Source organism: Bowdeniella nasicola, from assembly GCF_900107735.1.
Classification (GTDB): Bacteria; Actinomycetota; Actinomycetes; order Actinomycetales; family Actinomycetaceae; genus Bowdeniella; species Bowdeniella massiliensis.
Genome location: NZ_FNQV01000010.1, coordinates 39,296 through 63,259 on the forward strand (window position 1 = coordinate 39,296; position 23,964 = coordinate 63,259).

A 23,964-nucleotide genomic window follows, 5' to 3' on the forward strand; every position below is an offset into this window, starting at 1 on the left:
GCTGTCCTGTTCTAGCTGTTCTTGCGATTTCCAATCAGGTCGACAGCTACTGCTAGGAGAACCACCAGCCCCTTGATCGACTGCTGCCAGGCAGAGTCCACGCTCATGATGGACAGGCCCATGTTCAGAACGCCCATGATGAGTGCGCCGACGATAGCTCCGGAAATCTTGCCCTTTCCACCGCTAACCGCCGTTCCGCCGATGAAGGCCGCCGCAATCGCGTCGAGCTCGTACATATTGCCGGCCGTAGCCACCGCGGCACCTGCACGCGAAGTGGTAACTATCCCAGCCAGTGCCGCAAGGATCCCCATATTGACGAAGACCAAGAAGTCAACCCGTTTCGTATTGATCCCTGAGAGGCGTGCTGCGGCAAGGTTGCCACCGACTGCGTAGATATGGCGGCCAAAGACGGTCTTGTTCATGACGAAGGTGTACAGCAGGACGAGCGCACCGATGATGACAAGGACAATAGGAGTCCCGCCGGCAGAAAGTGCCAGAAGGACCGTGACGAGCCCGACGACAGCTGCAATCACAGCTGTCTTGATGATGAAGCCAACGAGCGGCTCCACGACTCGTCCAGCCTTTACGGCCCTGCGCCGCGCGGTGATACCAGACCACACGATTCCAGCAATGGCGACCGCCCCAATGACCAAGGTGACGACATCGTAGTAGTCGACGAAGCCGAGGAAATTGGGAATTGACCCATTGGCAATTGCGACGAATCCGTGGGGCAGTCCCGAGACAGTTCGTTCGACGAGAACGATCGCCAAACCGCGGAACAAGAGCATCCCGGCAAGGGTGACGATGAAGGCTGGTACCCCTACATAGGCAACCCAGAAACCCTGCCAGCAGCCAATCAAGATGCCGAGCACCAGGCCAACGACTACCGCTAACGGCCAGGCCCACTGGTAGTCGAACATCAGAATCGCGACGACACCGCCCACAAATGCGACAACAGACCCCACCGACAGGTCAATGTGTCGAGCAATGATGACCATCGTCATGCCGATGGCCAAGACCATCACGTAGGCGTTCTGCTGGATGAGGCTCGCAACGTTGTTGGGCGCCAACAGGAGCCCCTTGGTGAGCACCTGGAAGAGCACCACAATGGCGATCAACGCGACCAGAATTCCGTACTGACGGATATTAAAACTCAGAGATTTCGTAGCCCTGCTCATCAGTGAGCCCCTTCTTTTTCCATCGTCATGAATTGCATGAGCCGCTCCTGGGTAGCTTCCTCACGCGGAACACATCCGGTAATGCGCCCTTCGCTCAAGGTGTAAATTCGGTCGCAGATTCCGAGGAGTTCAGGTAGCTCCGAGGAGATGACAAGAATTCCGCGACCACCGTCAGCCAGGCGATGGATGATTTGGTAGATCTCGTACTTAGCGCCAACATCGATTCCTCGCGTTGGTTCATCCAGGATCAGAACCTCCGGATCGGTGTACATCCACTTTGCGAGCACGACCTTTTGTTGATTACCCCCGGACAGCGAGCTGACGACGCTTCCAATTCCGGGCGTCTTGATACGAAGATCTTCTCGGTACTTCTCTACAACGTCAGCTTCGGAGTGCTCATCCACTACTCCCCCGCGCGCGAGTTTTCGTAACGCAGCAGAGGTGACATTGCGCCGAATATCCTGGATGAGATTGAGCCCGAGGGACTTCCGATCTTCGGGAACGTACGCGAGACCCGCTTCGATAGCTTTGGGGACAGTGGAAGTATCAACCTCCTTGCCCCGCATCCTGACCTTGCCCGATATCTTTGTGCCGTAAGAATGCCCAAAGACACTCATTGCGAGCTCAGTCCGCCCCGCTCCCATTAGGCCAGCCAACCCGACAATCTCCCCCGCATTCACTACCAAGTTGGCGTTATCGGTCATTGTGCGGGTGGTGTCGATTGGGTGATAGACAGTCCAATCCTCAATCTCGAGCACAGTTTCGCCAATTGTGGTCTCGTGATCGGGGTACCGATTCGTGAGATCCCGACCAACCATCAGCCGAATGATCTCGTCCTCGGTTACTGGATCGTCTCCCTTCATGTCGCGGGTAACGATGGTCTTTCCATCGCGAATGATGGTTACGGAATCAGCGATCGCCTCAATCTCATTCAATTTGTGCGAAATAACGATCATTGAGACACCTTCATCGCGTAGCTGTCGCATGAGATTGAGCAGGTGAGCTGAATCTTCATCATTCAGAGCGGCAGTTGGCTCGTCGAGAATGAGGAGTTTCACCTCCTTCGACAATGCTTTGGCGATTTCAACAAGCTGCTGACGCCCGACGCCGAGATCCACAACCGTCGTACCTGGGTCAATATCTAGCCCTACCTTGGCAAGGAGTGACGCAGCCCGATCGTTAGTTTCGTTCCAGTTGATCACGCCGTTTCGCGCAATCTCCGAGCCAAGAAAGATGTTCTCCGCGACCGATAAGTAGGGAGAGAGCGCCAGTTCCTGATGGATGATCACGATCCCGACTCGTTCGGAGTCTTTGATCGTTTTGAACTGGCAGCTCTCGCCCAAATACTCGATGTCCCCCTCGTAAGTGCCAGCTGGATAGACTCCTGACAGCACATTCATAAGGGTCGACTTTCCAGCACCGTTCTCGCCGCAAATCGCGTGGATTTCACCTCGGCGAACTTCGAGGTTGACATCGTCCAGTGCTCGAACGCCTGAGAACTCCTTAGTGATGTGGGACATCGTCAGGATGATCTCGTTCGTCTGCATAAGTCTGTCCTAAAGTCCCAGATCCGATGCGCTGTAGTAACCGCTGTCAACGAGCTTTTCCTGCACGTTGTCCTTGGTGATTACCTGAGGGTCAATGAGGAAGGACGGGACTACTTTTCGGCCATTGTCATAGGTTTCCGTGTCATTGACCTCGACATCGTCACCCTTAACAATCTGGTCGACCATCTTCGCTACTTGGTCTCCCAGTTCGCGAGTGTCCTTCCAGACGGTCATAGCCTGCTTGCCGTCAAGAATGTTGCGAATGTTAGCCTGGTCAGCATCCTGACCGGTGATGATCGGCCAATCATCTCCGGCGCTGTAGCCATTGGCCTCAAGCGCTTGGGTGATCCCTAGTGCTAGCGCATCATTAGGTGCCAGAACGGCCTGAACCTTCTTGCCCTGGTAGAACGAATTCAGTCGATTCTCCATTTCGGACTGCGCGGCCGGAGCCATCCACGCCTGGATTCCAATCGACTGCCAGTTGTCGACGCTCGCGGGAGCCTTGCCTGAGGGCACCTCTAGTTTCTTCTGATCGAGGTATGGCTTGAGCTGATCCCATGCGCCTTCAAAGAAGTAACGTGCGTTGTTGTCATCTGGCGATCCGGAGAATGGCTCGAAATTGAACGGTCCAGCCTCGCTCTCTAGCTTGAGAGCCTTCACGATGAACTCGCCCTGGAGCTGACCAACACGGTAGTTATCGAATGTCGCGTAGTAATCAACGGATTCGGTGTCTCGAATGAGGCGGTCATACGCAATGACCTTCACACCTTTCCCGGCAGCTTGGTCGAGAACAGGAGCCAAAGCGGAGCCGTCGATCGCAGCTACCACCAGAACCTTGGGTCCTTCATTAACTATGTTCTGGATTTGCGAGATCTGCTGCTCCACCTTGTTGTCGGCGTACTGCAGTGAGGTGCGGTAACCCATCTCCTTGAGGTTCTTCTCGAGGTTCGCACCGTCACGCGACCACCGTTCGAGGGATTTCGTCGGCATCGAGATTCCGATGAGAGCATCCGTTTCACCGGTTCCACCCTCTCCGCCTGATCCGCCGCCGCGTTCGCTAGAACATGCGCCTAGCGTCAGGAACAACAGCATTCCTAACAGTGTTCCTAGAACTTTTTTCACCTTGCTGCTCATTTGAGCCTCCTTGCTCTGCCCGATGGCCGGGACTTTTTCTAGGTATTGGTCTGGCCGCGGGGGTTATCCGCGCTTGAGTACGTTGGCGGCCTGCTTGGCAGCGCCGAGTGCGACGTACTCCGCGGGGGCGGGGACGTCGACGTCGATTCCGAGGACTTCGGGCAGGATGCGCTGCACGGCAGCCGACCGCGCTCCCCCGCCGATGAGTCGGACCTTGCTGAGGCGCACCCCGCACTCGCTCACTGCGGCTGCGGCATTTGCCATCAAGGTGGCAAGTGCCCGCACGGCGGCGTGGGCGAGGTGGGCACGATCCCAGTTCGCGAGGTTCATGCCGGCAAGCGAGGCGGTCGCGTCCGGCAGGTTCGGGGTGCGCTCGCCTTCGAAATATGGCGTCATCTCTAGGCCGGCGCCGTCGGCGACGGACAGCGCGAGCTCGTCGAAGGCCGCGAAGTCGACCCCGAGGAGCTCGGCGGTGGACGAGAGGATCCGCGCACCGTTCAGAGTGCAGGCAAGCGGGAGCCAGTTACCAGTGGCATCCATGAAGCCGGTGATGACACCGTTCGGGTCCCACACGGGCTTATCGCTCACGACGGCGACGACGCCGGAGGTTCCGATCGAGATCGAGGCTTCGCCTGGCTGCAGGCCGAGTCCGAGGGCAGCTCCGGCATTGTCGCCGCAGCCGGGGCCGATGAGGGTGCCGGCTGCGAGGCCGATGTCCTCGACATCTCGCGTGATCTCGCTCGCGACGTCAAAGGGCGCGACGACCCGCGGCAGCTGGATGTCAGCGGCCCGCGATTCACTGGCCTTCAGCGCGCGGGCGAGGAGATCGAGGCGATACTCCGCGGTGCGCAGATCGAGGTAGCCAGTTCCGGAGGCGTCGGAGCGATCCGTCGTGAGGTCGGCGATCTCGCCGGTACCGGCAAGGCGCCAGCTGAGGTAGTCGTGCGGAAGGCAGATCGCGGCGGTGCGTTCCAGGGATTGCGGCTCGTGTTCGGCAAGCCAGCGCACCTTGGAGACCGTGAGTGAGGCAACCGGCACGGACCCGCACGCCTCGGCCCACGTCTGCGCACCGAGTTCCTCGGTGAGCTCGCTCGCGGCCTTGGCGGATCGAGTGTCGTTCCACAGCAGGGCGTCTCGCACGAGCTCGCCGTCGGCATCCAGTGTCACGAGTCCGTGTTGCTGGCCGCCTACGGAGATCGCGGCAACGTCCGAGAGCCCGCCGGCTTCCCGCGCGGCGGCTCGAAACGCCTGCCACCAGGCCTCGGCGCTCACCTCGGTGCCGACCGGGTGGGGCGCTACCCCGGAGCGGATGATCTCGCCCGAATCCGGATCAACGATGAGAACCTTGCACGACTGCGTGGAGGAATCCACGCCCGCGACGAACCTTGCCATGGCGAGCTACCCGATGAGGTGGCGCATGGCGTTGTGGTAGAGCTCCACGTAGTGGTACTCGCGTTCGCCAGCGGCTTCGGGGTCAATATCGTCAGAGGCGAGCAGGTCCGCGTAGCTCTCGCCCTCGGCCATGGTGGGCTCGGCGAGCTCGGGAATGGAGGCTGCTGCCATGAGCTCCTGGGTGTAGGGATCGGCGCGGAAGGCCTTCGCCTTCTCCGCGAGCATGAGGTACATTTCCATGTTCGCCGCCGCGGCCTCCCACACGCCCTCCATGCCTTCGGTGCGGGTCGGCTTGAAGTCGAAGTGGCGCGGTCCGGTGTAGCGCGGACCGCCACCCGGGAAGCCGTTTTCCAGCAGGTCGACGGTAAAGAATGCGCTGGACAGGTCGCCGTGGCCGAAGCTCTTGTCCTGGTCGTACTTGATGCCCGACTGGCCGTTGAGGTCGATGTGGAAGAGCTTGCCGGCGTTCAGCGCCTGGGCGATGCCGTGCGTGTAGTTCAGGCCCGCCATCTGTTCGTGGCCCGTTTCCGGGTTGAGGCCGACGATATCGCCGTGTTCGAGTTCAGCGATGAGGCCCAGGGCGTGGCCAACCGTCGGCAGGAAGATGTCGCCGCGGGGCTCGTTCGGCTTCGGCTCCAGGCCGATGCGCAGATCGTAGCCCTGCTCCTTGATGTAGCCGGCGACGGCGTCCAGACCCTCCTTGTAGCGCTCGAAGGCGGCATTCAGGTCCTTGGAGGAGTCGTATTCTGCGCCCTCGCGACCGCCCCACATGACGAAGACTTCCGCGCCGAGCGAGGCGGCGAGATCGACGTTGCGCAGGATCTTCTTCAGGCCGAAGCGGCGAATCGCGCGGTCGTTGTTCGTCAGTCCGCCGTCTTTGAAGATCGGGTGGGTGAACGTATTGGTTGTGACCATGGGAATGACGAGGCCCGCGGCTTCGGTGGCATCCTTCAGCTTGCCGACGATCTCGTCGCGCTCGGAATCGCTCGCATCAAAGGGGAAGACGTCGTTGTCGTGGAAGGTAATGCCATAGGCGCCGAGCTCGGCGAGTTTGGTGGCGTATTCCCACGGGTCCAGGGCTGGGCGGGTCGCGTCGCCGAACGGATCGACCGCCTGCCAGCCGACGGTCCACAGGCCGAAGGAAAACTTGTCGCTCTTTGCTGGGTGCCGCATTGCTCGCTCCTTTGAGATCCACACGCGCTTTTGTTTACTCCTCAAACTAATACCGCGTTGCGCGTGTGTCAAGGGGATTTGTTGAGTAGATTGAAAAAATGCCGAAGCACTCCGTTCGCGCGGAAAACCTGCGCGCAATGAACATGCAGCTCGTCCTGGCGCACGCGCTCGCATCCGAAGAACCGCCCTCCCGGGCGCAGATCGCGTCGGACGCGGGGCTCACGCGAGCGACGAGTTCGCGCCTCGGCGACGAGCTCGTTGCAGGCGGGTTGCTCGACGAGCTACCGCCGCCGCCCGCGACGGGGCCCGGCAGGCCCGCGCTGGGGCTCGTGGGCTCGGCCCGCGTCATCGGCATCGGCGTCGACATCGGGGTGGACGCGCTGCGCGTCATTGCGATCAACCTGCGCGGCGTGGAAGTCGCGCGCCGAGTACGCATCGGGGACCTCGTCGGCTCGCGACCCGCAGACGTCCTGCCCGAAGTCGCCGTCATGATCGCCGATGTCTTCGGTCAGCTGCAGGCCGATGCGCGGCTGTGCGGGGTGACGATCGCTGTGCCCGGCCTCGTCGATTCCGCCGCGGGCGTTTTGCTGGATGCGCCCAACCTTGGCTGGCACGATGTGCCCATCGCCGACGACGTGGCCGCAGCACTCGCGGATACACCCGCCGCGGGGCACCTCCCCCGCCCGCAGGTGATGAACGAGGCGAACCTCGCAGCACTCACCGCGGCCTTCCGCGCCCCGGGCGCACCTCGGCCCCGGCAACATTTTGCCTACCTCTCCGGCGGGATCGGCGTCGGCGCCGCGATCGTCGAGGGCGGTACGGTCATGACCGGCGAGCATGGCTGGGCCGGCGAAATCGGCCATCTCACCGTCGACCCGAATGGGCCCGACTGTCGCTGCGGTTCCACGGGCTGTCTCGAACGCTATGTTGGCCGCGAGGCGCTCACCGAGGCGCTCGGCCGCCACGCGGAAACCGGCGATGTGCTCGACGTCAGCGCTCAGGCCCTGGGAGTCTCGCTCGCCGCGCTCGTCAACCTGCTCGACGTGCCCGTCATCGTGCTCGGCGGTCAGCTCGCGGAACTACTGGAGCGCAAGCGCGAGCGCATCGAACAGGTGCTGCGACGCCGCGCGATGGCGGCGCGGCGCGTACCGATCGAGCTCACGGCGACCGAGGCAGGCGAGGACGCCGCGGTCCTCGGTGCGGCCTATGCGGCGTTCACGAATCTGCTCGCAGCGCCGATCGATTTCCTAGCCGCGCCCGCGCCCTGAGGCGCGCTACCCGCTGCGGTTTTCGCGCATGATCCACACATTCAGCGCCGTCGCGAGCGTACCCCAGGCGGGATAGGCGGCGAGCAGGGCCCCGCGCGTCTTGTTCATGCGCCAGGTGCGGCGGGTGAGCTCGGCGGCGGTCGCGGTCAGCGCGGTTGAGACGACCGTCGCGGTGCGCAGCGCCTTCGCGCGGTGGAAGCTCCACGGCCACGTGGCGTTCAGGGCGAGGTTCGTGGCGAGCAGCGCGACGTACTGATCGCGCTCGCTCATCTCGTCGCTGTTCGCCTCGTCGGTGCTTTCGGCCTCCTCGAGATCACGGATCGTCAACGCGGTGGTGCCGGCGATCGTCGCGTAGAGCAGAGTCCGTCCCAGCAAAGCCGATAGCGGCGGCGGCGACGACGCCGCCCGTCGTAGCGAGGACATTTTTGGACAGTCGCGACGCGCCAGACACATACCTAGCTTAGCTAGTTATCTCCGGCTCCCGCGCGACAATGCGCGCATCGATTACAGCGCCGATGAGGGCGCCGACGAGCGCGGGCAGCACCCACGCCATCTGGAAGGCGCCGCCCGGCACGCCCGCGAGCACCTCGCGCAACGGCGCGAAGGCCGCGATGCCCGTCGTCGCGAGAGCCTCGGGCAGCGCGACGGTGGCCGCGACCCACGCCGCGAGTCGGTAGGTCCAGCGCAGCTGGCGGGGGCGAACAATCGCGAGGGCGGCCTCGATCAGCGCGACGGCGATAATGCAGATCGCGACGGGGTAAATGAGCTGGTTAATGGGCGCGACGACGGCGAGGATCGCGTCCAGCCCGAGGTTTGCCAGCACGAAGGCGACGACGGCGTGCACGGCGAGGACGGCGCGGTAGCGCGCGCCGGGGATGAGGCGCGCGAAGTACTGGCCGGCGGCGCCGAACAGGCCGACGGCCGTCGTAAGGCACGCGAGGATCGCGATCGCCCCGAACAGGGCGACGCCCGGCCGCCCGAAGAGCGTCTCGGCGGCGAAGGCGAGCGCCTGGGCGCCATTGTCCACTCCCGCGTCCGCGACGCGATTGCCGAGCAGTGCGAGCCCGACGTAAACGGCCGCGAGCCCGATGCCCGTGATCGCGCCGACGATCGCCATGGCCGGCAGCAGGCGTCGCCGCCCGGTAAAGCCGCGGTCGCGCAGCTGGGCGATGATGACGACGCCGAAGACGAAGGAGGCGAGCGCGTCCATCGTGAAATAGCCCTGCAGCAGGCCGGCGGGCAGCGGGTGGGTGGCGTACTCGCCGCTCGGGGCGCCGCCCGTCGCCGACAGCCGCCACGCCGCCGCGGTAATGAGGATGACGAGCAGGGCCAGCAGGGCGGGGGTGAGCCAGCCGCCGACGTGGTCGATGAGCCGGCGCGGGTTGATCGTCAGCGCGATGGCGATCGCGACGAAGGCGGCGGCGTACAGCGCGAGCGGCAGCGGCCCGGCCGCGGCAGACCCGGCGAGAAAGGGCCGCACTGACATTTCATAGCTGATGGTGATGACCCGCGGGATCGCGTAGAGCATGCCCGTCGACAGGAAAATGACGAGCGTGAAGACGAGGCCCGGCACGGCGCCGATGCGGCTCGCGATCCCGCCGGACTCCCCGGGCCGTTCCGTCGCGACGGCGAGCATCCCGAGGATGGGCAGCGCGACGCCGGTGAGGAGGAATCCGGCGAGCACGGCGGGGCGGGCGCCCGCCGATTCGGCGCCAATCATGACCGGGAAGATGAGGTTGCCCGCACCGAAGTACATGGCAAAAAGGGCGAGGCCCGTCACGAGGTAGGTGCGGGAAAAGGAGCGAGTCACGTCGAGCCAGTCTAGGGGCGAGACGCTCGCAGAGCGCTCACCTTTTCACGATCCAAGATCGGTGCTGCCTGCCTCACGCAGCGCTGCCGCGAGCTCGCCCATGAGCGGGGCGAGCGCGGAGGTTTCCCGCCAGATCAGGCTGATGTCGCGGTAGGGGGCGGGCGCGGCAAATTCGCGTAGCTCGAGGGTGTCGACGGCGGCAACGGGCGGGGTGACGGCCAGGCGCGGCATGAGCGTGACGCCCGCTCCCCCGGCGACCATGTAGCGCAGCGATTCGAGCGAGGTCGCGCGGAAGTTCGCCTGCCGGGCGCCGACGGACTGGCACAGGCTCAGGGCGTGATCGCGCAGGCAGTGCCCGTCGTCGAGCAGCAGGACGTCGACGTCGCGCAGCGCCGACAGCCGCAGCGGCTCCAGCTCCCCTTCGACGAGCGCGTGCCCGCGGGGAGCTGCGAGCAGGAACTCCTCGCGGAAGAGGTCCTCGGCGGCGAGCCCGTCGGCCGCCGGCGGCTCGGCGAGCGTGACGGCGTCGATCTCACCGGCGAGCAGCTGAGCTAGCAGCGCCTCGGACTTATCCTCGACGAGGCGCACCTTGAGCTCGGGCAGGCGCTCGGCCAGGTGCGGCATGAGGCGCGGCAGCAGGTAGGGCCCGAGGGTGGGGAACATGCCGAGGGTGAGCGTGGCGCTCGCGGGATCGGCCGCCTGCTGCGCGAGCATGCGGATCTCGGCGAGGTCGCTCATGACGTGCCGGGCCCGCGCGAGCACCTGGCGCCCCGCCTCGGTGAACAGCAGCCCGGCGGGCGTGCGCTCCACGAGCGGGACGCCGAGCTCGGTTTCGAGCTTTTTGATCTGAGTCGACAGCGTCGGCTGGGACACCCCGGCGCGCACGGCGGCGCGCGAAAAATTGCCTTCCTCGGCCAGCGCGACGAGGTATTCCAGATCCCGCAGCTTCATCGAAACTCCCGTGCTCGATGCGCCCGCTAGGAGCGGATGAGGTGATCGAAGGCCGCGAGCGCAGCCGTCGAGCCGGCGCCGTAGGCGATGACGATCTGCTTGTAGGGCACCGTCGTGCAGTCACCCGCCGCGAAGACGCCGGGCACGTTGGTGTGCCCGCGCTCGTCGATGACGATCTCGCCGCGATCGGACAGCGTTACGGTGTCGGTAAGCCACGCGGTGTTGGGCATGAGCCCGATCTGCACGAAGACGCCGTCGACATCCAAGCCCCGGATCTCGCCCGAGGCGCGATCCTCATAGCTCAGGCCCGTGACCTTATCGCCGTCGCCGAGCACCTCGGTGGTGCGCGCGCCGGTGATGACGGTGGTGTTGGGCAGCGAGTGGAGTTTGTCGATGAGCACCTGGTCGGCCTTCAGCTCGTCCATGAACTCGAGCACGGTGACGTGCGCGGTCACGCCCGCGAGGTCGATCGCCGCTTCGATGCCGGAGTTGCCGCCGCCGACGACGGCGATGCGCTTGCCCTTGAACAGCGGGCCGTCGCAGTGCGGGCAGAAGGAGACGCCCTTGTTGCGGTATTCGTTCTCGCCGGGCACGCCCATGAGGCGCCAGGACGCGCCCGTCGCAAGGATGATGGCCTTGGCGCGCAGGCGGCCGCCCGAGGTCGTGGAGATCTCGTGCAATTCTCCGGGCGTGCTTGCCGGGATGAGCGCATCGGCCAGCTGCGGGGTGTAGACGTCGACGCCGTACTGGTCGACGTGCGCCTTGAGGTCTTCGGCCAGCCGCGGGCCTTCGGTGTAGGTGACCGACACGTGGTTTTCGATCGACATCGTGTCGAGCACCTGCCCGCCGCGCCGGTCCGTGACCATGCCGGTGCGGATGCCCTTGCGCGCGGCGTAGATCGCGGCGGCCGAGGCGGCCGGCCCGCCCCCGACGATGAGGACGTCGTACGGTTCGGCCTCGCTCATCTCGGCGGCGGCGCGCGCCTCGGCGCCCGTATCGAGCAGCGCGATGAATTCATCGACGCCCGCGCGGCCCGAGGAGATGAGCTCATCGCCCTCGTAGGTGGCGGGCACGGCCATGACGCCCTTCGCGTCGATCTCGTCCTGGAAGGTGCCGCCCTCAACCGTCGTGTGCCGGATCTTCGGGTTGAGCACGCTGATCGCATTCAGCGCCTGGACGACGTCGGGGCAGTTCGTGCACGTGAGCGACATGTAGGTGACGAACTCGCGCGGCTGCGTGATCGCCTGAATCGCGGCCACCTGCTTGTCATCGAGCTTCGGCGGATGCCCGCCGACCTGCAGCAGCGCGAGCACGAGCGAGGTGAATTCGTGGCCGAGCGGCAGGCCCGCAAAGCGCACGCCGATGTCGGTGCCGACGCGGCGGATGAGGAAGCTCGGGGTGCGCGGATCGGCAAGCTCGCCGACGCTGACCTTGTCCGACAGCGCCGCGATCTCGGTGAGCAGGTCGCGCGTTTGGGCGGATTTAGGGGAGTTATCGAGGCTCGCGAGGAGCTCGATCGGCTGCGAGACGTTGGTGAGCAGCTGCTTAAGTTGGGCGGTCAGAGCGTCGTTGAGGACGGGCACGAGAAATCCTTTGTGCTATCAGGACGAAAAGTTCAGGCGGCTGGGGCGGCTGGGCACCGCGGGCGGAAGCGCGCGGGCAGCACGGCGGTGGGCCCCCGATGCTTCGAGGGCCCACGCCATGAGCTGGTTAGATCTTGCCGACGAGATCCAGCGAGGGGGCGAGGGTCTCTTCGCCCTCTTCCCACTTGGCCGGGCAGACCTCACCGGGGTGGGCGGCGACGTACTGCGCGGCCTTGACCTTGCGCATGAGCTCGGAGGCGTTGCGCCCGATGCCCTCGGCGGTGACCTCCATGAACTGGATGACGCCGTCCGGGTCGATGAGGAAGGTGGCGCGGTCGGCCAGGCCCGCGCCCTCGCGCATGTTCTGGAAGTTGTTGGTGACGACGCCGTTCGGGTCGCCGATCATGTAGAACTTGATCTTGCCGATCGTCTCGGAGGTTTCGTGCCAGGCCTTGTGCGTGAAGTGCGTGTCGGTCGAGACGGAGAAGACCTCGACGCCGAGGCGCTGGAGCTCCTCGTAGTGGTCCGCGATATCGCCCAGCTCCGTCGGGCAGACGAAGGTGAAGTCGGCCGGGTAGAAGAAGAAGATGCCCCACTTACCAAGGACGTCTGCCTCCGTGATGTCGACAAACTCGCCTTCCTTGAATGCGGTCGCGCTGAAGGGCTTGATCTTGGTGTTCATGAGGTTCATGTGTGCTCCTAAAAAGCTCAGATTCCGCCGGTTTTCTTCCGGCGTCGACGACACTTTCACTATAGCCGCCAACTACGGTCGATCTCCAATTCCATAGGCCCGATCAATGGTGAGTTGACCCACAGTGTCGACAAAACCGTGAGTGGTCTGGCTAGTTGTCGTGCCCGATGCTGCCCGAGCGCCGACGCGCGAGGATGATCGCCGCCGCGCCGCCGAGGATGAGCAGGGCTGCGACGCCGAGCAGACCGAGCAGCTGGCCGCCCGTCACCGGTAGCCCGGGCGCGGGCCGGGGATCGCCCGAGGGCGCACCCTCGCCAGGGCTCGTCGGCGCCGGCGTAGGCACTGCACTGCTCGGCGCGGGCGTCGGCGAGGCCGACGGCGCGGGGGTGGTGGGCTCGCCCGTGGGCTCTGCGCTCGGGGTGGGCGTGGGGGTCGGCTCGCTGCCGGAGGTCTCAGGCAGGACGTCGATCGTGCCGTGCCGCGTGATGTAGTCGGCGAACGCGTCCGCGTCGATCGTTGCCTGGTCCTTGATGAGCGGGTCGTCCTTGAACGCGACGACTCCGTCGCCGCCGCGCTTGACGTACTGCGTGAGCGCGAGCGTGTAGCTCGTCGCGGGATCGAGCGGGCGTCCCGCCTCGTCGCGCAGGTTGCTCACGCGCTCGCCGGCAGGCTTGTCGAGGTCGACGTCGTAGAAGAGTCCGGCGGTGCGCGGGAAGCCGCGATTGCCGTTCGGATCGGATTCGATCGCCTGCTCCAGCGCATCCTTCATATGGGCGCCCGTCGTCGTGATGATGATGAGGCCGTTGCCAAAGGGCAACACCGACAGGAGGCTGCGTTTGGTGAGCGTTCCGGCCGGCAGTTCGACGCGGATTCCGCCGCCGTTTTGCCACCCGAAGTCGGTTCCCGCGTATTCGCGGTAGGCCTGGGCGACGATCCGTCCGAGCTCGGGGCGCGACAGGTCCTGCGCGGCGGCCCCGACTTCTTCACTGAGCTTCGTATCCATCTCGGCGGCGTAACGTGCCTGCACTTCGTTCCACGCCGGACCGGCGGCGACGTTTTCGCTCACAGGCAGGATCGTCGGCACGACGCTGACCGCGCCCGCCTCATCGAGGCTCGCGCGGAATCGCACGACGGTGCCGTAGTCCGCGGCCGGCGAGACGACTGGCCGCTCGCCGCTGGCATATTCGATGCGCACCGGGGAGCTCCCGCTCGCTTCCTCGGTCATGGCGGCATCGATTGCGGGCACCGCGTTGAGAACGTCGCGCGCCTCACCGTTCATGATCTGGGTGAGCGCGATGATGACCTCAGTGCCACCGGCCTGAAGTTCTTCGGCCGCGCTACGAGCGGAGGCGACGAAATCTCCCTGGTCGACCTCGTCGCCGACGATCGTCGTGTCCATATCGCCCGAGAGCGACAGGAATCCGACCTTCACCCCGCCGCGCTCGATGATGGCCGTGCGGCCATCGGGGCTGACGGGCTGGGAGTCCACGGTCAGGTTCGAGCTGATCCACGTGAACTGCGCCAGACCCATGAGGTGGCGGGTGTGTTCGAGCCCAAAATCGAAGTCGTGCTGGCCGAACCCGGCGACATCGACACCGAGCTCATTGAACGCCTTGACGAAGGGTTCGCCGCGGTAGACCGCGCCGAACAGCGTTCCGCCGACCTGATCGCCGCCGAAGGCCGTGATCGCGTGGGGATCCTCGGCGCGGGCCGCGGCAAGGACGGTGGCGAGCCGCGCGATGCCGCCGTACTCGTGGCCGTCCTTCCACGTTTGCGGTTCGAACTCGTGGGCGTCCTGGAAACCGAGGACGTCGATGGAGCGCGCCGGCGCGGCTCCCGCGGGCACCGCGAGCGCCGCGAGGGCAACAACGAAGGCGATGACCGCCACAAGGACTGACTGAATTCCGCGCACAAGAGCCATGCCGCGATCGTAGGGCCGCCGCGTTGCGCCGCCGTTAACGGTCCGGGACGAGCGGGCGCGCGGGCCTAGCGGGTCGAGCGGGAGCGTACGTCGACGAGCCGGTTTTTCACGTTTTTGGAGAACTCGCGCAGCTTGCCACTGCGCGCAGCGCCGTCTTGCATTCCGGAAAGCTCGAGGTATTCGAGGTGTTCTTCAAAGCGCGCGAGCACATCATCGGTCAGCTGCTCGCGCGTCGCGCCGAGCACGTCGTACCCGAGCGAACCCGTCGGACCGAAAACCTCGAGCCGGTAGTAGACGTGCGAGAGCGGCTCCATCGAGAACGCATACGAGGGCATCGGCCGCGAGATCGGCTGCACGCCGTAGATGAAATCGCCCCCGGCCAGCGGCACGACGAGCTCAACTTCCGGCAGCTCGTGCACGAGCTGATCGTCGACGGCATCGACGACGTCGACGTCGCGCACCTCGAGCAGCACTCCATCCGAACCCTCCCCATTGCCGGACATGGTGTGGAGCATCTGCCCGACGTCCGCGAGGGTCGGCTGGACCACCTCGATCACGAAATCGCGCACGTCATCGTCGTCGGCGTAGGTGACGGCGTAGCTGAGTCGCTGCGCGAAGGATCGGTCGATGCCGAGCGCCGACGCTCCGGCCTCGCGCGCGGAGGCCCGCGCCTTCTCATCCTGCAGCGAGCGCCACAGTCCCACCATCGCCAGCACGAGCACGACGGAGAACGGCAACCCGATGATGACCGTCGCCATCTGCAGCGTCGGAATCCCGCCGACGACGAGCATCGCGATCGTCAGGATGCCGGTCGTCAGCGCCCAAAAGACGCGCGACCAGGCCGGCCCATCGCGGTGCGCTGCATCGACCTTCGAGGTGAACGTCGACATGACGAGGGCCGAGGAATCGGCCGACGTGATGTACAGCAGCAGCCCGACGACGGAGGCCACCCCGGCCACGAGCGGCGCCGCCGGGTAGAGCTCGATGAGCTGGTAGAAGGCGCGCTCCGGCGTGTTCATCGCAGCCTCACCAAAGGCCGCGTCGCCGCCCATGACGATCTCCAGCGCGGAGTTGCCAAAGATCGAGATCCACAGCGCCACGAACATAAACGGCACGGTCAGCGTGCCGAGCACGAACTGCCGAATGGAGCGCCCGCGCGAAATCCGCGCGAGGAACAGCCCGACGAACGGCGCCCACGCCACCCACCAGGCCCAGAAGAACAGCGTCCACAGCCCGAGCCACTCGGTCGCGCCGTCGAACGCATAGGTATCCATCGACAGCCCAAGGAAGCTCGTCGCGTACTCCCCGACGTTCATGATGAGCGCATCCATCAAAAACGCCGTCCGGCCGGTAATGAGGATGTAGCCGAGCAGCACGATCGCGAGCCCGACATTGAACTCGCTCAGCCGCTTAATCCCCTTATCGACTCCGGAGACGGCCGACCACGTCGCCACCCCGACGGCCACGGCGATGAGCGCAATCTGCGCGGCGAGCCCCTCGCGCACCCCAAAGAGCAGGCTCAGCCCGTAGTTCAGCTGCACCACACCAATGCCGAGCGAGGTCGCCACCCCAAAGACGGTCCCGAGCATCGCCGCCACCTCGACGCCATGCCCGGCCACGCCGTTCACCCGCTTGCCGATGATCGGGTACAGCACCGCCCGAATCGTCAGCGGCATCCCCTTGCGATAGGCGAAATACCCAAAGCACATCCCCATCAGCGCATACATCGCCCACCCGGTAATCCCGTAGTGGAAGATCGTCAGGACGACGGCCTGCCGCGCCGCGGCGACGGTCTCGGCCCCGCCCGCCGGCGGCGTGAAGTACTGCGTCACCGGCTCGGCGACGGCAAAAAACAGCAGATCGACGCCGATACCCGCGGCAAAAAGCATCGACGCCCAGGAGTACCACGGGTATTGCGGGCGCGAATGATCCGGCCCGAGCCGCACCCGCCCAAACCGGCTCGCCGCAACGATGACGACGAAGGCGACGACGGCGGTCGCAAGCCCGATGTACCACCAGCCAAGGTTCTCGCTGATCCAGCCGACGGCCGACGTCAAAACGGTTTCGGCCTGTCCGGGCTCGATAATCGCCCACAATGCGATCGCGAGGATGCCACCGCCCGAGGCAATAAAGACGGGCCAGTTCACGGCACTGTTGGGCGCTGTCCCCTCGCGATAGTCCTCGGGATCGGTTTCGGGCACGCCTAAAGTGCGGGAATTCTTGCTGATCACCCCGTCAACCTAGCCGACACGTGCCGAACTAAGAAGACCCAAGCCCCACAAACGAAGCATTTGCCGATTCTTTGTCGCAAACCGGGAAACGACGGTTATACCCGCCTCCGACGAACTCCCGGCAACAAAATGTCAAGGACGCTTGACACCCAGGACGTACGAGCCTGCGGCACCCGCCAAACGATCGTCTCGGTCGAAAAAGGCCACTTCGACCCATCACTGCCACTGGCCTTCCGTCTCGCGAGCATCTTCGAGTGCCAGATCGAGGACATCTTCAGCCCCGATGAACCCTAACCGGCACTACCACCGATCGTGGACATGCGACTTGACGTGCTTGGCATATAGCGACGCCAACTCCTCATCCACGCCCGCAGGCAGCCGCGGCAACTCACCGGCCGCGGCATTTGCCTGCGCCTGCTGCGCGCTCCGCGCCCCCGGAATAACAGTCGAAACCCCGTGCTGGTCGACGATCCATCGCAGTGCAACCTGCGCCGGAGTTGCCGGCTCGAAGTCCGAGTACGACGACTTCAGCTCGCCGACGATCCCGGAAAACTCCCGCGCAGCAGCCAACCCCACCTCAAAGGGCACGCCCGCGAAGGTTTCCCCGACGTCAAACGCCTCACCGCGCCGGTTGTAGTTGCGGTGATCGCTGGCGGCAAACGTCGTCGATTCGGTGTACTTGCCGGATAGCAGTCCCGAGGCCAGCGGCACGCGCGCAATGATCCCGACGCCCGCCTCCGCCGCCGCCGGCAACACCTCCTCAAGTGGCTTTCGCCGGAAGACGTTGATGATGATCTGGACGCTCGCGACATTCGGCCGTGCAATCGCCGCAAGAGCCTCATCGACGGTTTCCACACTCACGCCATAGGCCGCCATCCGCCCCTGCGCCACCATGTCATCGAGCGCATCGAAGACCGCATCGTCGCGGTAGACCTCGCTCGGCGGGCAGTGCAGCTGAACGAGATCCAGCCGCTCGGTCCCAAGATTGCGTCGCGAGCGATCATTCCACGCCGCAAAATTCGCGGCCGTATAGGCCGACGCCTCATGCGGATCGGCCCGCCTGCCCATTTTCGTAGCCACCATCACCGACGAGCCCGCACCAGGCTGGTCGCCCTCACCCGCACGATCTCCCTCGTCAGCACCGGCCCCCTCGCGAACGAACCGCCCGACGAGCTGCTCGCTACGCCCATCGCCATAGACATCCGCCGTATCAAAGAACGTCACGCCACCAGCCGCAGCCGCCCGCAGCACTCCGAGTGCATCCTTCTCATCGACGTCTCCCCAATCCGCCCCAAGCTGCCAGCACCCCTGCCCAATGACGGACACCTCGCGCCCGGTCCGACCCAAAACTCGCGATTCCATGCTTCCTCCTCGTCCAACGCCACAAGCGCCCACCGAATCCGTCGGCGCCCGCCGCGGTTGTCCACAACGGCACACATCCACCGTATCCGCGACGCGACGTCCGCACCGCGCAGTTCCCGACGCGCCCCGCCTGTCATAGTGACGTCACAACACCACGAACCCCACCACCACACGAGCCCCACCAGCAGAAGCACGACCGCCCAGCAGAAGCTCGGCAGACAGCAAAAGCGCCGAACACGAAAGCAGAGAGCCATGGACGCCACCACCCTCATCGAGCAGTTCACGACGACGAGCGGCGAACTCAGCCTTGATCTCCTCGGTCTCGCGCGCGATATCCTCGCGGCCGGCACCGCCGCCGGCTGGCACCGCCCCGATGACGAAGCCCACCTACGCGCCGTCCGCCTAACCGAACGCATCGCCCGCGCCACGGAGCACACGCGCATCCGCGTCGTCGCAGATGCCGACGCCGCCAAGGCCGCCAAAGCCGAACGCACCTACCTCGCGGACATCATCGCCAGCGAAACCAAGGACACCCCGCGCCGCGCCACCAACGCCGTCTTCGCCGCGCGCGACATCTCGCAGTTCCCGCTCGTCCTTGCCGCCTTCGCCGACGCCCGCATCGGCCGCGGCCACATCCCGCACGCCGTCAAGGCCCTTGCGACCGTCCAACCATTCTTCGACGACGAACCCTTCGAGGCCCTCACGCGCGACCTCCTTCAGCGCGCCGCCATAACCGACCCGCAGTCGTTCAAAACCGACTGCGAGCGCCTCATGGCCGACGTCGACGAACTCTCCAAGAAATCCCAAGAGGCCCTCGCCGCCATCAAGCAGGAGCGCTCGGCCGCGGACCGCGCCATGATCCTCACCCCGCGCGATCGCAACCACCCGGAGTTTGGAACCGACGTCGCCATGCACCTGACGGGCGCGGACACTTCGATCCTCACCCCCGTCATCGACCGGATCGCCGAATCCATCCGACGCCGCCGCCTGAACGCCGGCAAAGACCCGAAGCCGCTGAAAGAACGCCGCATCGAGGCCCTCATCGAGCTGGCCCGCCGCTTCGGCGACCCGAAGCGCCGCACGTCAAACCCGCGCACCCCCAGCCCCTCCGGCACCACAGCTCCCTCTGACGCATTTCCTGATTCCTTCGACGAGCTTTTCGCGCTCGAAGGAAACCTTGAGGACGCCCCGGACTTCGTCAAAGAAGCCATAGCGATGGCGGACGATGAGCTACCGTCCCAGCCCGCCCCTCCCGCCGCGGAGACCAATCCGACCACCGGGACCCGACTGGCAGTGGACCCACGCTCAGCTGACGCACCCCGTCCAGCAGACGAACCCCGCCTCGCCGTCGGCGAGATCCGCGAACACGTTCGCAAGCGCGACGGCGGCTGCGTCTACCCGGGCTGCGACATCCCATTCGTCCGCTGCATCGTCCACCACATCGTGCCGTTCGCCGCCGGCGGCACCACAACACTCGACAACCTGTGCGCGCTGTGCGAAACCCACCACGCACAGGTCGAAAACCCGCCAAACAGCCGCGATTTCTCCACTATGCGGATGTCCGACGACGGCGTCCCGGAATTCATTCCGCCGATCAGCCGCGACCCGCTGCAGCGCCCGGTCCGCCACGCGCGCTTCGGAACCACCTACGGACTCAAACCGCACTTCAAACGCGTCAAACGTGCCCGTCCCAAGCGGGTAGGCCCCCGATCTAGCCCCGGCGAAGGCCCCTCCGCTGCCCCCTCCGCTGACCCTTCAGCTGCCTCCAGCACAGACTCCCGAGCGGGCCCACCCAGTGATCCCGCACGCTCATCGGGCGATCCCCCCAAGTACGTGAGCCGATAAAACAGCTCCCGAAAATCCGCCTCACACACAGCTGAGCCGGACCCCCTCCCAGCACCTGGGAGCGGAGTCCGGCCCTCAGCCATGCCTCCACGCCGACGCAGCACCCAGCCACGCCGCGTCACGTCAGCCGCGCGGTTGCCGCTCCAGTAGTTCGCCAAGCTCCACGAGCGGACCCGTGAAGAAGGGAATCTCTTCGCGCACATGATGCCGCGCCTCAACAGCCCGCTGATGCCGCATCGCATCGACGAGCTTGTTCAGCTGATCGGCCTCGAAGGACAGGATCCACTCGTAGTCCCCCAGCGCAAACGCGGACAGCGTCGACGCCAACACGTCGGGGAACTGCCGCCCCGAAATCCCATGCTCGGCCAACATTTTCGCGCGCTTTTCCGGCGCCATCGTGTACCACTCGTAGGAGCGCACGAACGGGTAGACGCAGATATAACGCCGCGGCCCAAAATTATCGAGAATCGCGGGAATATGACCGCGGTTGAATTCCGACGGACGATGCGTGGAGACGACGGACCACACCGGCTCGAACGCGCCCACGAGCTCATTTCGCACCCGGTGGTAGACGGCCTGCAGCGCATCGACGTCCTCGCCGTGGATCCACATCATGATGTCGGCCTCGGCGCGGAAGCCCGCGACGTCATACCAGCCGCGCAGCGTCACGCCTTCGGCTGCCGTCGCGGCTGCAACGGCCTGAACCAGCGCAGCCCGCTCGCCATCGTCAGCCGGCACCCCCTCGGCCACACCAAAGACGGCGTGCAGCGAGAAGTGCTCGAGCTCGTTGACGGCCTTGCGATCGGCGCGCGGCCCATCGCGGTGATCGCGCACCGAGGCGCTGGGCCGATGCCCGCGATCTCCGTTCTCTCCCGGCGCCCCCGCTCCTGCCGCCGCAGCCTCGGCGCGCTCATCTCCACTAGCTTCTGGACGTTTGTCTTCCATCGCAGCTTCCTTTTCTCGTGATGACCCGCCGCGCGGTGCTGCCCGCCGGGTTCTGAGCTTCAGCGCTCAGTTGGTCTTAGCCCGATCCCACATGTTCAGTCCGCCCCACACACGGTCGGCCGCGGCGCCGGCGCATGCGGATGCCGAACCGCCGCGCAGCACCCCGCCCGGCATCGCGCAGGCCACGGCCCGAGGTCGCCCGGCTCCGCCTCGACGTCCTGCCCCTGCTCCGCCGCAGCCACCTCTTGCACGACGTGCGCGAGCGAAGAAACAAACCGCTCGTCGGTCCCGACGGTCGCCGCCCGCCGATACTCAAGTCCCAGCTCCGCTGCGGTCTCTGCCGCCTCAACATCCAGGTCGAAGACGACCTCCATGTGATCGGATGTGAAGCCCATCGGCACGGCCACGACGCCGCGCACCGCACCTCCACCACTGGTCGCACCACCAGCCGCACCGTCACCACCGGCTGCACCACCAGCCGCAAGCTCACTGAGATGATCGTTGATGTCCGGCTCAAGCCACGGCACATGCTCGGGTCCGGAGCGCGAGCAGTACACCAGGTCCCAAGCCGGCGCATAGCCAAGCCGCTCATGCAGCCGCGCCACGATCTCCTCGCATACCGCCAGGTGTTGGGCGACGTAATCCGGTGGCCCCGCATTGGCATTCATCGACGTCGGAATCGAGTGCGTCACGAACGCGATCCGGGAATCCGCCGCCCGATCCTCACTGCCGCTATCGCCACCAACCAGATCGTCCCAAGCCGCCGCCGTCGCATCCGTTGCCGCCGCCAGGAAACCCGGCGTCGTGTAGTACGGTCGCGCCTTCGCAAAGGTGAGCTCAATACCCGCCTCGGCCAGCTCGGCCGCGGCCACGCCTAGATCCTCGCGGTACTGACGGCACCCGGAATAGGAGGCGTACGCTGAGGCCAGCAGCACCAAAATCCTCCGCTTGCCCTCGGCCGCGAGCGCAGCCAGCGTGTCCTTAATGAACGGATGCCAGTTCCGATTCCCGATGACGACGGGCAGGGCCGAGCCCCGCGCAGCAAGTTCCGCCGCGAGCGCCGCCCGCAATTCTTCGTTGCGCTCGTTGATCGGCGAAACTCCACCAAAGCGCTGATAGTGCCCCGCGACCTCAATGAGTCGGTCGTCGGGCACCCCGCGCCCGGCCGTCGCATTGCGCATGAACGGCAGCACGTCATCGGGCCCGTTCGGACCGCCATAGGTGACGTACATGACCGCATCAAACGGCGCGAGCGGATCGGTAGTGGCGGCAGGGTTCACGACGACTCCTTGCGTCCCAGATCGGTCAGGGTAATGCCGGTGACGGGGCAGGTCGAGGAATCAAACTCACTCGACGTACCATCCAGGGCGCGCGACGCATTTTCCAGCGCCGATGTCCCCTCCAACGAATTGGAACCCGCCGCTCGTTCGGCACTCATCTGCGACGACGACGCCGTGAGCTGAGAGGTGCCGCCAAAGAGTTGGGCACGGCCGCAGCCCTGGGCGCTCGCAAGCGCGCGCTCGCCCAATTCGGCATCAATACCAAGCACGGCGTTCAGCGCATCGACGTATTCCTCGGCGCGCCCGGCCACCGCGGCATCGTGGGCGCGCGCCGTCGGGATGTGCGCCATCCGCGCAGCAAGCCGCCGCAGCGATTGGATCGCCGCCGCGCGGGAGATTTCGCCGTCCGCGGGCAGGCGCGCAATCTCGTCGTCGACTGCATCGGAAATGAGCGAACGCACGGCCACAATCGCGGGATCGAGCCGCCGCTGATCAAGGTCGCGGGCCAATTCTGCGGTGCCATCACGCACCAGATCGATCGCCCGTGCCACCTGATCGAAGCCAACGTCGGGCACTGCGCGGCGCACGTCGTGCAGGTCAATGAGGCGCACGCCGGGCAACTTGCCGACGCCCACCTCAACATCGCGGGTCAGCGCCAAATCCAGCAGCACCACGTCGCGCGTCCCTCCGCCACGCGAGCCGTCACCACGCAGCGCCAGTGCGGCCCGCATGTCCGCCACGGTCAGCACGGGCGAACCGAGTCCCCGGCACGAGACCACGAGGTCAGCGGCCGCGAGCTCCTCGATGAGCGCATCGGGCGCGATCGCGGTGAGATCGTGCCCCGCGGCAAACTGCTGGGCACGCCCGGAGGAGGAGTGCACGGCAATATTCATGGCGCCGCGCTCGTGCAGCCCGGCGACGGACGCCCCCGCATACGAACCCGTCCCGATGAGTAGGACGCGGCACGAGGCAAGCGGCGGCACAAACTCTTGAGCGACGTTCAGCCCGACGCCCACGACGGACCGACCCGCGGACGCCAGCCCGGTCAGGTGCGCCACCTTGCGGGAGGTACGAAGCGCCGCCTGCACGGTGCGATGGATGAGGGAGGAGGCCGTGCCCTGGCGCCCGGCAACGGTCAGCGCGCGGCGCAATTGGCCGGAAATCTCCCGCTCGCCGACGACCATCGAGTCGAGCCCAGCGGCCACATCGAACAGGTGAGTGACGGCGTCGGCCAGGTGATGGGCCGTCGCATGGACGCCCGCGCGCTCGCCACCGCGCCCCTGCTCGTGGCGCGTCAGCTCCGCCTCGACGTAAGTATCCAGCTCGCTCCAGTTCAGCGGTGCGGCGGTTTCTTCCACATCGAGCAGCAATTCCACGCGATTACACGTGGCAAGGGTGAGGGCGCCGCGAATAGGCAGGGCGGAATTCACCGCGCGCTGCGCGAGGCCGTCGACGGCGGGGGTCACCCGCTCGACGCCCGCGAGCCCGTGCACGCGGTGGTGGACGGAATACAGATGGAGCCCCACAATTCCGTCATTCAACCACACCTGGCGCCTGGAGTTTTTCACGTCGCGTCAACATCGCGAAGCCCCCGTGTCGACAACCGCAACATTCGCGCCTTATCGGTTTAATCGACGATTGTTGTCGACAGCT

Annotated in this window: 19 protein-coding genes; 3 read left to right on the forward strand and 16 right to left on the reverse strand. The window is 65.5% G+C overall.

Annotated features, from left to right (window positions below):
- Positions 1–11: 11 nt before the first annotated feature.
- From mmsB to xylA, 5 genes are all read right to left on the reverse strand, one after another.
- Positions 12–1,178, reverse strand: a complete 1,167-nt coding sequence (mmsB, locus tag BLU67_RS08320) for a multiple monosaccharide ABC transporter permease (RefSeq protein ID WP_092564881.1) — start codon at positions 1,176–1,178, stop codon at positions 12–14.
- Positions 1,178–2,725 (reverse strand): multiple monosaccharide ABC transporter ATP-binding protein, encoded by a 1,548-nt coding sequence (gene mmsA / locus BLU67_RS08325; RefSeq protein ID WP_092564883.1) that lies wholly within the window; start codon positions 2,723–2,725, stop codon positions 1,178–1,180. Before mmsA ends, mmsB begins: the two co-directional genes overlap by 1 nt.
- Positions 2,726–2,734: 9 nt before the next feature.
- Positions 2,735–3,859, reverse strand: coding sequence for a multiple monosaccharide ABC transporter substrate-binding protein (gene chvE / locus BLU67_RS08330; protein WP_092564885.1), 1,125 nt, complete (start codon positions 3,857–3,859; stop codon positions 2,735–2,737).
- 63 nt (positions 3,860–3,922) lie between these two features.
- Positions 3,923–5,251 (reverse strand): xylulokinase, encoded by a 1,329-nt coding sequence (gene xylB / locus BLU67_RS08335; RefSeq protein ID WP_092564887.1) that lies wholly within the window; start codon positions 5,249–5,251, stop codon positions 3,923–3,925.
- 6 nt (positions 5,252–5,257) lie between these two features.
- Complete coding sequence (gene xylA / locus BLU67_RS08340) at positions 5,258–6,424, reverse strand: xylose isomerase (protein WP_092564889.1); 1,167 nt, start codon at positions 6,422–6,424, stop codon at positions 5,258–5,260.
- Between the two features lie 98 nt (positions 6,425–6,522).
- On the opposite strand from xylA, the gene BLU67_RS08345 reads away from it, so the two are divergent.
- Entirely contained in the window at positions 6,523–7,692 is a 1,170-nt protein-coding gene (locus BLU67_RS08345; protein ID WP_092564891.1) for an ROK family protein, read from the forward strand.
- Between the two features lie 6 nt (positions 7,693–7,698).
- Here the strand turns inward: BLU67_RS08345 and BLU67_RS08350 are convergent, their stop codons facing one another.
- The 7 genes from BLU67_RS08350 to betT all read right to left on the reverse strand — a co-directional run bounded on the left by BLU67_RS08350 (position 7,699) and on the right by betT (position 16,879).
- Positions 7,699–8,115, reverse strand: coding sequence for a TspO/MBR family protein (locus BLU67_RS08350; protein ID WP_176780753.1), 417 nt, complete (start codon positions 8,113–8,115; stop codon positions 7,699–7,701).
- 37 nt (positions 8,116–8,152) lie between these two features.
- Entirely contained in the window at positions 8,153–9,502 is a 1,350-nt protein-coding gene (gene brnQ, locus BLU67_RS08355; RefSeq protein ID WP_261977076.1) for a branched-chain amino acid transport system II carrier protein, read from the reverse strand.
- 45 nt (positions 9,503–9,547) lie between these two features.
- Positions 9,548–10,453 carry a LysR substrate-binding domain-containing protein gene (locus BLU67_RS08360; RefSeq protein ID WP_092564895.1) on the reverse strand — a complete coding sequence of 302 codons (906 nt, stop codon included), beginning with the start codon at positions 10,451–10,453 and terminating at the stop codon, positions 9,548–9,550.
- A 26-nt stretch (positions 10,454–10,479) separates the two neighbouring features.
- On the reverse strand, positions 10,480–12,036 hold the full coding sequence (ahpF, locus tag BLU67_RS08365) for an alkyl hydroperoxide reductase subunit F (protein WP_092564897.1): 1,557 nt from the start codon (positions 12,034–12,036) through the stop codon (positions 10,480–10,482).
- A 127-nt stretch (positions 12,037–12,163) separates the two neighbouring features.
- Positions 12,164–12,727, reverse strand: coding sequence for an alkyl hydroperoxide reductase subunit C (gene ahpC, locus BLU67_RS08370; RefSeq protein ID WP_073716032.1), 564 nt, complete (start codon positions 12,725–12,727; stop codon positions 12,164–12,166).
- Positions 12,728–12,878: 151 nt separating this feature from the next.
- Complete coding sequence (locus BLU67_RS08375) at positions 12,879–14,648, reverse strand: bifunctional metallophosphatase/5'-nucleotidase (protein WP_092564899.1); 1,770 nt, start codon at positions 14,646–14,648, stop codon at positions 12,879–12,881.
- 65 nt (positions 14,649–14,713) lie between these two features.
- Positions 14,714–16,879, reverse strand: a complete 2,166-nt coding sequence (gene betT / locus BLU67_RS08380) for a choline BCCT transporter BetT (protein WP_092564901.1) — start codon at positions 16,877–16,879, stop codon at positions 14,714–14,716.
- 129 nt (positions 16,880–17,008) lie between these two features.
- On the opposite strand from betT, the gene BLU67_RS12270 reads away from it, so the two are divergent.
- Positions 17,009–17,173, forward strand: a complete 165-nt coding sequence (locus tag BLU67_RS12270; RefSeq protein ID WP_176780754.1) for a helix-turn-helix transcriptional regulator — start codon at positions 17,009–17,011, stop codon at positions 17,171–17,173.
- 6 nt (positions 17,174–17,179) lie between these two features.
- On the opposite strand, the gene BLU67_RS08385 is transcribed toward BLU67_RS12270, so the two are convergent.
- Positions 17,180–18,241: an aldo/keto reductase gene (locus tag BLU67_RS08385; RefSeq protein ID WP_092564903.1), complete on the reverse strand. Its 1,062-nt coding sequence runs from the start codon at positions 18,239–18,241 to the stop codon at positions 17,180–17,182.
- A gap of 252 nt (positions 18,242–18,493) precedes the next feature.
- Between BLU67_RS08385 and BLU67_RS08390 the strand changes: the two genes are divergently transcribed.
- Positions 18,494–20,086 (forward strand): HNH endonuclease, encoded by a 1,593-nt coding sequence (locus tag BLU67_RS08390; protein WP_092564905.1) that lies wholly within the window; start codon positions 18,494–18,496, stop codon positions 20,084–20,086.
- Between the two features lie 123 nt (positions 20,087–20,209).
- Here BLU67_RS08390 and hemQ read toward each other — a convergent pair whose 3' ends face one another.
- From hemQ to BLU67_RS08405, 3 genes are all read right to left on the reverse strand, one after another.
- A complete protein-coding gene (gene hemQ / locus BLU67_RS08395) occupies positions 20,210–21,031 on the reverse strand; it encodes a hydrogen peroxide-dependent heme synthase (protein WP_092564907.1) in 822 nt (273 codons plus the stop codon).
- 95 nt (positions 21,032–21,126) lie between these two features.
- Entirely contained in the window at positions 21,127–22,311 is a 1,185-nt protein-coding gene (locus tag BLU67_RS08400; protein ID WP_261977077.1) for a ferrochelatase, read from the reverse strand.
- Entirely contained in the window at positions 22,308–23,879 is a 1,572-nt protein-coding gene (locus BLU67_RS08405) for a glutamyl-tRNA reductase (protein WP_092564909.1), read from the reverse strand. The genes BLU67_RS08400 and BLU67_RS08405 overlap by 4 nt, the downstream gene beginning before the upstream one ends.
- Positions 23,880–23,964: the final 85 nt, after the last annotated feature.